Here is an 8,152-nt window from a genome sequence, read left to right on the forward strand (position 1 = left end):
AGGTTGTATTACATGTTTTCAAATAAAGATAATCTATGTTCAGCCGTTGGCAATGACCCTATGCAAGACATGGAAGGATATACGATTATCGAAAGCGATGTAGAATATCCAATTAATAGGATTATTTTAGATGGTGGTACTATCAAAGTATTACCCGACGAGGAGCCAAGAGAACCGCCAATTTTAGAAGAGCTTCCACCAGAAATTATAGAAGAAGAGGAACAAGACCCAATTATAGCCGAAATATTAGAGGCGATAGCTGGGATTAATGAGATTTTATTAACAGGAGGATTTGAAGATGACAGTTTATAAATTTATGTTTCCAGTTTATGGTCGTTTAGTAATGAATGGGAGTTATACAGTAGATCCGGATGATAAACTCAAAAAGCAGGTTCCAGAAGTGTATGTACCTTATGTTTTAGAGTGGATTGCTAATTATCAAGAAAAAAGAGGGCTAGAAGGCTAGTCTTTTATTTATATGAATTGTGATTTTAAATTCTGTATAGTAGAATAAATTTATACAGGAGGCGCCTCTTATGTTCCAGTTAGACGATATTATAAAAATAAATAAGCATGGAGATATATATATCAGGTGCTTTAGTCATACGGGGCGCTCACAAGGTGTAAGGTGTCCACATTGTGGTGCTTATTCTAAAATAATATGGATTACACCGCATTTATCTAGGATTGATGGGGATTTTACTTATTATTCAAGAAGCTATGTATGTGATAATGGGCATCGATTTAAAGTAATGGAAAATATAAGATAGACAATAAAAGCTACCTTCGGGTAGTTTTTTTGTTTCTATCAGAAAGGAGAGCCTATGAATGCTAAGAATGGCGTGCCTGAGTATGATATTTACATTAATCAAGGTGATGATTTTTATTCTACTGTAAAGCTATCTATGGGCGATGAAGAGGTCCCTTTAGATATTAGTGACTGTGAGTTTAAGTTTGCCGGACGTTATTCGCTTAGTGATAAAAAGCTAGCATTTGAAGGTAGTGTAGAAAAGTTGGATACTAGCACTATTAAGCTTTATATTTCAAATGAAGTTACTGGGCAGCTATCAGCTAATACCGATTATAAGTCTTATCGTAAGCTTTACTATGATGTACAAATGATTCGAGCTAGAAGAGAGCGTCGTATTTTACAAGGTATTGCTTATTTATCGGCCGGAACAGCATATAAGGTGGTGAATAAGGATGACAGACAATCGGATAGAGGTTGAGATTAAAAAAGATGCGCGTATAGATGCAAAACTAGGTGACCTAGAACAGATTAATTTAGTTGTTGGGGAAGGAAAGGAGTTTGCTCAAGAACTATATGTTGCCAAGGGTAAACTAGGAATTACATATGGGAATGAGGTTAATGAACTGCCTTATGACTTAGATCCCACTGATTTTTTAGCTATGTATACATTAAAACGAGGGGGAATTTAGATGACTTTAATTGAACGTATCACAAAATTTGCACAACAAGTAGGTACTGATATTGGTGCTTTAACGAAGCGTATTGGTAATACGAGTACGCTTACAACTACTAATAAAGGTAATGTTGTAGATGCTATTAATGAAGTGAAGAGTACTGTAGATAACCTTGATTTAGGTTTAAATGAAACTACTGTAACTAATATTGCAACTCAAAAAGCTAAGGAAGAAGTTGCCAAAGTAGTTGGAGGGGCGCCAGCAGCCTTTGACACTTTGAAGGAATTAGCGGATGCTTTTGAAGATGGAAGTTCTATAACGCAGTCTGTTGTTGAAGGCCTTAATAGCCGATTAAGATTTGATGAGGCTCAAATCTTAAATGTTACTCAAAAATTACAAGCTTGTAACAATTTGGGGATTGGGGACCCTGATGTAGATTTAGTTGCTATTTATAATGCTGCTAAAGGAGCATAATCATGTTGTCAAAATCACTAGAGCAAGTTGTTTCTGAAATAGGTAATGACATTAAAAATATAAAGAGAGAAACAAATGAAAATCTTGAATCAATAGATGTTATAAAGGCAGATAAAGCTATAGTGGATAAGTTGAGTGCTGAGATAGATAAAAAGATGCCTATAAGTGGCGGCACGTTTAAAGGCTCACCAATTGTAGATAATCCTAATGGTTGGAGTAACATAATTTTTAAGAGTGATAATGGGGAGCAAAGTGAAATTGAAGATACTCCACGTTCGAGTGGTAGTAACACTATTGTTGGCTTTATCAGACGTGACGAAAGTGGTAAAGTCATAGCTAATGTTCGAGTACCTCATAAGTTTGATACATTAGCTACTTTAGGAGATAGAACATCTATTGATGGTAAAGTAGGAGCGACATCACTTCACAGTATTATGCACCGCTATCCTGATAATTCAGGCGGTTGGAGGGGATTAAGCAATCCTCAATGGAATCAGAAAGGGATGTTTAGTTGTTACTTTGCAGGTGGTACTTATTTTGAGAACCAACCAACAATGTATGGGCAACTCATCAACTTACCACCAAGTGCCAATATAAATAGTCAGGAGACAGCACAAATATGGATTGAACAAGCGTCAGGACATATTTGGTTTAGAGGTGCTAATGGGAGTACCGCAGGTAACTTGAGAGATAACTCATTTAAAAAAGTTGCGACTATAGACGACATCAACAATTTAAGTGGTAGACGTTATATAACTGAAGAAGCCTTTGATAATGGAACAGGTGGATTTTATCGCATATGGTCTGATGGTTGGTGCGAACAAGGTGGTTATGTAGGTGGTAAAGGGTCGTATAATAGGATAAATTTCTACAAGGCTTATCGTAGAAATCCTATAGTGGTTGCAACAGTTATAGCAGATCGAGATGCATACTTAGATCAATATAATGCGAATCCTGCTATAAACAATGTAACAACTACAAGCTTTCAGACTGCCATTAAAGATACTAATAGGGTTTCAGGGTGGCATTGGATAGCAATGGGGTATAAAGCATGATAGGTACAAAAATATATAAAGACAATTTAGATAATTACACCGAAGTTGCAAAGTGGTGTAACGCCAATAATGCGATGATTGTGGAACGTGAGGGATACTATGAGGTAGTATCTACTGAACCTCATGTTCCAACTAAAGACGAACTCAAGTCAAAGCTTAAAGAAGAGCTTGAGACAATTAAAAGTGCATACATTGGGGCTTCGCTAATGGAAAATAATAAAGATGAATTAGTTAAGCTTTATAAAGAGAAGGTGGATGAGCTTAAATTGCTTGAGCAAGAAAGAGAGGTGTAGCTTGAATTTTAGATTGGAAGATATACTTACACTTCTTAGTATAATTGCAATTATTTCTGTGTGGATTGATAGAGCTGCATTATCCGCGATTAGGCTAAAGCTTGATAATATTGAGCGTTCAACCAATGAAATAAAAGTAGAAATTGCTCAGGTTAGACAAGACCAACATATGGCGGATAATCGGATTACTAAGCTTGAAGAATCTGTAAAGAGTGCACATAAACGCATTGATGAAATGCAAGAGCATTGTGACAAAATGCATTTAGAGTAGGGAGGGCCTATGAATAAAAAGGTGCTCATTAATAAGCTAAAGGGGATATATAATAGCATACGAATTGCTAATGTTAAGCCTACGGGCGTGTTGGCAACAAGGGCACTAGTGGGATTACTTCTAGTGCCTATTTTAGTAGTCATTATGGCTTATGTTATTGCTTTTTATAAAGGTTTTGTTAGCGATGATACGGGTAAAGTAATTGATGTAGGCATTAAAATTGTTGACCATATTTTTATTCCGACCGTTTTAACTGCTATTGTAGGATTTCTCGCACTTTGGATAGATAAAAATGGGAATGGAATCCCCGATAAGTTAGAAGAGAATGATAAAAAGCCACTCTAACTACTAGAGTGGCTGAATTATTGTATAAGGAGGTTAAGGTATATGAAAGTATTTATTAATCCTGGTCATGATAGAGTATACGATAGCGGTGCAATTAATTCCGTTACAGGAGCCCGTGAATGTGATATAGTAGCTAAAGCGGGTAAATTGCTAGCTGGTTATTTACAGACTGCAGGATTAGAGGTAAGGACATTACAAGATGATAGTTTAGCGTTGGTTTGCGCTGAGAGCAATGAGTGGGGCGCAGATTTATTTATCAGCCTACACTGTAATGCATTTAACACGCAGGCTCGAGGCACCGAAACGTATTATAAATCATTTAACGGCCAACGATTGGCAGGCTTTATCCAATCACAGATTATACGTAGTGTGAAGACCATAGATCGTGGTTGTAAAACGGGTAATTTGTATGTGTTGAATAACACTGATGCAGTTGCGGTACTTGTTGAGATGGCGTTTATCGACAACATGGAAGACTTAGTATTGTTAGAGCAACAATTAGATAAAATTGTGCGTTCTATAGCACGAGGTATTACGGATTATTGGTCTGCATAGAGGCGGTGATAACATGCCTAGTAAAAGGTTATTATATTTAGCTTGTGTAGCCATGATTATTGGATTAATTATATTGGGAGTTGGATATAAATTACAAGTTGATAAACAAGAGCCTAAAATAGTTACTACTGATACATTACAAGATACAAAGGCCTTATCTAAGAGCATCAACGTTACACCTGCTACAGCAGTGCAAATCCAGCGTGAGATACAGCACATAAAAGAGCCTACAGTTACATATTATGTACAGGCCCCTGATGTAGCGACTGCAACTAAACAAACACAGCAGGCAATTAATAATAAAAGCGAGTCATTGCCCGTGGTAGTTACAGCTAAAAGTGACCGAACTGTAGTTACACCTAATGAGCAACAACAAAAGGTTGATGTGTATAAAATCAATCTTAATAAGGCACATAAGATTAAAGCAGGGATAACGGTGATTGACGATAAATCATATGCTACTGTTGGCTATCAAGCAGGCAAATTTGATAGTATGGTACATTTTAAAACTGATGGTAAAATTAAAGGAGCAACTGTACTTTATACAGTTGCTCAATGGTAGATTAGAATTTGTACAATGGTAAAGGATTTATTATTTGTCGGCTCACAGTATGTTAAGTTAAATATATCATCTATTAAAAATTTAGTTGAAGAAGTGAGTTAAAATGATTTAATTGGAGTTTATATCTTCCCTATAGCACCCACTAAGGCTATAAAGCCTTATAAATACAGGCTTTGCCATTCACAGCAGAATAATTGCAGAAGCATTAAAAACCCAGTAACCACCGTGGTTACTGGGTTCTTTTATTTTATAAAGAGAGTTGAAAGAGAGATTTCGATTTCTTGAGTAGATACTTATAATATGATATAAAGTTAATAGATGATAATTTTATAAAAAGACTTTTGCGATGATAGTAGAAGACGTAAAGGGGGCTACAAAATATGGCGGAAAAGTTTAAATGTCCTGTTTGTGGAGCGTTAACTGTAGATGAGCCTGGATACTATTCTCTTTGTGAAGTCTGTAATTGGGAGGATGATCCGGTACAGTATATGTATCCTGACCGGGGAGGCGGCGCTAATCAAATGTCATTAAATCAAGCTCGTGAAGGATATAAGCGTGGCGAAAAGGTAATTTAATTATGGAATTATTAAGCACTCATTGATTTGAGTGCTTTTTTATGGTCATTTGTAAATCTAATACACACAGGCATAAGATTTCGTATTATAATATAATTTATATATGTGATACAGTTAGTATGAGTTATTAGGTAGGTAATAATTTATTATAAATAAACTTAAGCTTAGCTATAGATTATTTGAAAATTAATACATAGTATAGCCCGATAAGGACTCAAAAATGTATTGATATAAAGCATATCTTATGATGAAACATAATAAGAAAGAGTTAGATAAAGTTAGTTGTATATTTTACAAGGAGGCTATGTATGAAAAATTTTATTACACCAAGCGAATTAGCTAATTTAGATGTAACACCAATTATTCTTGATGTTCGCGGCACAGAGGCTTATGCTAAAGGTCATATAAAAGGAGCCTTTCCTATCGATTTGGATGGCGATTTATCTGGTCCTGTAGATGTGCATGGAGGCCGCCATCCGCTTCCTAATATGGACGAATTTGCTAAGAAAATGGAATCGCTAGGTATTTTAAAAGATAGTACTGTTGTAATCTGTGATGAGTGGATTTTTCTAGCCGGTCGACTTTGGTGGATGCTTCGTTATATTGGGGTTACAAATGTAAAGGTGTTGTTAGGAGGCATAGGGCGTTGGGTAAAAGAAGGTTATGAATTAGTGACTGAGGAGACGGCTATGCCAGAGAGTGTAGGCGTATTAGAATATCGCTTGCAACCTCATATGGTAATGAGTCGCGCTGAAGTGCTTGCTAGTAGCGAAACTGGTAGCCATATTATAATTGATGCGCGGGCTGAGGAACGCTATGATGGGAGTGTTATTGACACCTTTGATGGCATGACGGGGCATATTCCGACAGCTATTAATTATTTCTGGGGCCGTTGTTATACAGCTGAAGGTATTAAAACGATAGATGAGTTAAAGGTAATGTTTAAAGATATTTTACAGGTAGAAAAACCTATTGTATCTTATTGTGGTTCAGGTATTACAGCTTGCTTAGCCATGTTGGCTATGGATGAAGTGGGGATTGATTCAGCCCTTTATGTAGGCAGCTCTAGCGATTGGGTTACCTATGAAAATTTCCCAATTAAGACCGGTCGTGAAGTGTTAGAAAAATAAGGAGAATAATATCTTGCGCATTGATACAGAGCATATGAAATACTTTTTAGAAGTAGTAAAATGGCGAAATTTTACTAAAGCAGCTGAACAATTGTATATTTCACAACCAGCCATTAGTCGCAAGATAAGTCAATTGGAAAAGCAATTAGGCGTTGAACTTATTAATCGCAGTCAGCGAGATTTTGCTTTAACGATAGCGGGGGAACGATTTTATACTCTCTTTAAAGAATACTTAAATGAATTGCATATATTGACAAATCAGTTCAGTAGTTATAGTAAAGAAGTTATCAAGTTTGGGATTTTTCATGGGTGGAATATACCTCATCATTTGCAATCACATATAAAACTATTTGAAGAGAGTCATCCAGAAGTTGCTTTTGAAGTGAGTAGTGCCGATGTAAGTGGATTGAGACAGGGCTTACGAGAGGGGCGCTATCAATTTATAATAGGCATAGATAAAATGATGCCTCCGGAAGAGCGCTTAACTAAGTATTCGTTGGGAGAATTTCATCGCGTAGCGGTTTTTCATGAGACAAATCCTTTAGCTTCTAAAATGAATACAAGTTTAGAAGAGTTAGCCCTTCAGCCTTGTTATTTATTTAGAGATCATTTAATGCCTCTAGAAGAGGTAGTTGATCAACCAGTGTTTAAATCAAGGAACATTAGACCTAAAATAGTATTAATGGACAATTTGGAGTCTGTTATTACAGCATTGGCTAATGGCAATGGTTATACCGTTTTAGATGAATGGCAACGAATTGTAGATAATAAAGAGTTTTGTCATTTAGCACTACCTGAGAAAGAGCAAATGTATTTGGCACATAGAGACGATAATAGTATTAGTCAGATTACAAAGCAGTTTATTGAAGAATTTCGCAATAGTTTATTGAAGACGTCCGAAGAAACCTATTGAAGAGTTGAAGTCATACAATTTATTGAAAGACCTAAGTTGTACTTGGCTTGTGTAATTGCTAGCGGGGTGAAATTCTACTCTATATATAGTTGCTATAGAGTAGAAACTTTATTTTTATGTGCAACTACTATGGGGATAAAGTGAGTGCTTTGGACTTGCAGAGGGAAGGTCAAAGCACTAAGCGATCTAGTTTAAAATGTGCACTTATAAGTAGAAGTGTTTATATAAATTACAAGATAAAAAACAAGGAGTTTGTATCTCTACAAAATACAAATGTAATATTTTATAAAATTGTAAAATATTTAATAAAAAGCCCTTGACGGGAATGTGTAAAAAAGGTATTATAGTTCATGTTCCCGTTGAAAGGACAATTTTAAACAAGTTAGTTGGGCTTGCTCAAATAACTTTGAAAAAATAATTTCAATCAGAACAAAAAGCGCTTGACTCGAAAGAGTGTGAGTGGTATAATAATTAAGCTGTCGCAAACGAGATATACATAAAGCGACATCAGATCTTTGAAAACTGAACAATGTAAGGTAATCATTTCAATACGA

At 35.8% G+C, this 8,152-nt stretch carries 15 protein-coding genes; all 15 read left to right on the forward strand.

Annotated elements, in window-relative coordinates; genetic code table 11:
* Positions 1 to 3 precede the first annotated feature (3 nt).
* The 15 genes from QZR90_RS06635 (at position 4) to QZR90_RS06705 (ending at position 7,598) form a co-directional block, all read left to right on the forward strand.
* The gene (locus QZR90_RS06635; RefSeq protein WP_295790075.1) at positions 4 to 312 is read left to right on the forward strand and encodes a hypothetical protein; all 309 of its coding nucleotides are present in this window, start codon (positions 4 to 6) and stop codon (positions 310 to 312) included.
* Complete coding sequence (locus QZR90_RS06640; RefSeq protein ID WP_295790077.1) at positions 299 to 466, forward strand: CD1375 family protein; 168 nt, start codon at positions 299 to 301, stop codon at positions 464 to 466. Before QZR90_RS06635 ends, QZR90_RS06640 begins: the two co-directional genes overlap by 14 nt.
* 70 nt (positions 467 to 536) lie before the next feature.
* Positions 537 to 770 carry a hypothetical protein gene (locus QZR90_RS06645; RefSeq protein ID WP_295790078.1) on the forward strand — a complete coding sequence of 78 codons (234 nt, stop codon included), beginning with the start codon at positions 537 to 539 and terminating at the stop codon, positions 768 to 770.
* A gap of 54 nt (positions 771 to 824) precedes the next feature.
* Entirely contained in the window at positions 825 to 1,229 is a 405-nt protein-coding gene (locus tag QZR90_RS06650; protein ID WP_295790079.1) for a hypothetical protein, read from the forward strand.
* Entirely contained in the window at positions 1,204 to 1,440 is a 237-nt protein-coding gene (locus tag QZR90_RS06655; RefSeq protein WP_295790081.1) for a hypothetical protein, read from the forward strand. The genes QZR90_RS06650 and QZR90_RS06655 overlap by 26 nt, the downstream gene beginning before the upstream one ends.
* Positions 1,441 to 1,899 carry a hypothetical protein gene (locus tag QZR90_RS06660; RefSeq protein ID WP_295790084.1) on the forward strand — a complete coding sequence of 153 codons (459 nt, stop codon included), beginning with the start codon at positions 1,441 to 1,443 and terminating at the stop codon, positions 1,897 to 1,899. It abuts the gene before it with no gap.
* Between the two features lie 131 nt (positions 1,900 to 2,030).
* Entirely contained in the window at positions 2,031 to 2,954 is a 924-nt protein-coding gene (locus QZR90_RS06665) for a hypothetical protein (protein WP_295790086.1), read from the forward strand.
* Entirely contained in the window at positions 2,951 to 3,247 is a 297-nt protein-coding gene (locus tag QZR90_RS06670; RefSeq protein WP_295790089.1) for a hypothetical protein, read from the forward strand. The genes QZR90_RS06665 and QZR90_RS06670 overlap by 4 nt, the downstream gene beginning before the upstream one ends.
* Positions 3,248 to 3,305: 58 nt before the next feature.
* Positions 3,306 to 3,518 carry a hypothetical protein gene (locus QZR90_RS06675; RefSeq protein ID WP_295790090.1) on the forward strand — a complete coding sequence of 71 codons (213 nt, stop codon included), beginning with the start codon at positions 3,306 to 3,308 and terminating at the stop codon, positions 3,516 to 3,518.
* A 9-nt stretch (positions 3,519 to 3,527) separates the two neighbouring features.
* Complete coding sequence (locus QZR90_RS06680; RefSeq protein ID WP_295790092.1) at positions 3,528 to 3,863, forward strand: hypothetical protein; 336 nt, start codon at positions 3,528 to 3,530, stop codon at positions 3,861 to 3,863.
* Between the two features lie 42 nt (positions 3,864 to 3,905).
* Positions 3,906 to 4,418, forward strand: a complete 513-nt coding sequence (locus QZR90_RS06685; protein WP_295790094.1) for an N-acetylmuramoyl-L-alanine amidase — start codon at positions 3,906 to 3,908, stop codon at positions 4,416 to 4,418.
* A 13-nt stretch (positions 4,419 to 4,431) separates the two neighbouring features.
* Positions 4,432 to 4,980, forward strand: a complete 549-nt coding sequence (locus QZR90_RS06690) for a hypothetical protein (protein ID WP_295790098.1) — start codon at positions 4,432 to 4,434, stop codon at positions 4,978 to 4,980.
* Positions 4,981 to 5,360: 380 nt separating this feature from the next.
* Positions 5,361 to 5,555 (forward strand): CPCC family cysteine-rich protein, encoded by a 195-nt coding sequence (locus QZR90_RS06695; RefSeq protein ID WP_295790100.1) that lies wholly within the window; start codon positions 5,361 to 5,363, stop codon positions 5,553 to 5,555.
* Between the two features lie 308 nt (positions 5,556 to 5,863).
* The gene (locus QZR90_RS06700; RefSeq protein WP_295790101.1) at positions 5,864 to 6,685 is read left to right on the forward strand and encodes a sulfurtransferase; all 822 of its coding nucleotides are present in this window, start codon (positions 5,864 to 5,866) and stop codon (positions 6,683 to 6,685) included.
* Positions 6,686 to 6,698: 13 nt separating this feature from the next.
* Positions 6,699 to 7,598 carry a LysR family transcriptional regulator gene (locus tag QZR90_RS06705; RefSeq protein WP_295790102.1) on the forward strand — a complete coding sequence of 300 codons (900 nt, stop codon included), beginning with the start codon at positions 6,699 to 6,701 and terminating at the stop codon, positions 7,596 to 7,598.
* The last annotated feature ends 554 nt before the right edge of the window (positions 7,599 to 8,152 follow it).

Source organism: uncultured Veillonella sp., assembly GCF_900545795.1.
In the GTDB taxonomy this organism is placed as follows: Bacteria; Bacillota; Negativicutes; order Veillonellales; family Veillonellaceae; genus Veillonella_A.

Excerpts from the sequence above, each read along its gene's own strand:
- QZR90_RS06640 (WP_295790077.1), top strand. The coding sequence starts at position 299 with ATGACAGTTTATAAATTTATGTTTCCAGTTTATGGTCGTTTAGTAATG.
- QZR90_RS06645 (WP_295790078.1), top strand. The coding sequence starts at position 537 with ATGTTCCAGTTAGACGATATTATAAAAATAAATAAGCATGGAGATATA.
- QZR90_RS06650 (WP_295790079.1), top strand. The coding sequence starts at position 825 with ATGAATGCTAAGAATGGCGTGCCTGAGTATGATATTTACATTAATCAA.
- QZR90_RS06655 (WP_295790081.1), top strand. The coding sequence starts at position 1,204 with ATGACAGACAATCGGATAGAGGTTGAGATTAAAAAAGATGCGCGTATA.
- QZR90_RS06660 (WP_295790084.1), top strand. The coding sequence starts at position 1,441 with ATGACTTTAATTGAACGTATCACAAAATTTGCACAACAAGTAGGTACT.
- QZR90_RS06670 (WP_295790089.1), top strand. The coding sequence starts at position 2,951 with ATGATAGGTACAAAAATATATAAAGACAATTTAGATAATTACACCGAA.
- QZR90_RS06680 (WP_295790092.1), top strand. The coding sequence starts at position 3,528 with ATGAATAAAAAGGTGCTCATTAATAAGCTAAAGGGGATATATAATAGC.
- QZR90_RS06685 (WP_295790094.1), top strand. The coding sequence starts at position 3,906 with ATGAAAGTATTTATTAATCCTGGTCATGATAGAGTATACGATAGCGGT.
- QZR90_RS06690 (WP_295790098.1), top strand. The coding sequence starts at position 4,432 with ATGCCTAGTAAAAGGTTATTATATTTAGCTTGTGTAGCCATGATTATT.
- QZR90_RS06695 (WP_295790100.1), top strand. The coding sequence starts at position 5,361 with ATGGCGGAAAAGTTTAAATGTCCTGTTTGTGGAGCGTTAACTGTAGAT.
- QZR90_RS06700 (WP_295790101.1), top strand. The coding sequence starts at position 5,864 with ATGAAAAATTTTATTACACCAAGCGAATTAGCTAATTTAGATGTAACA.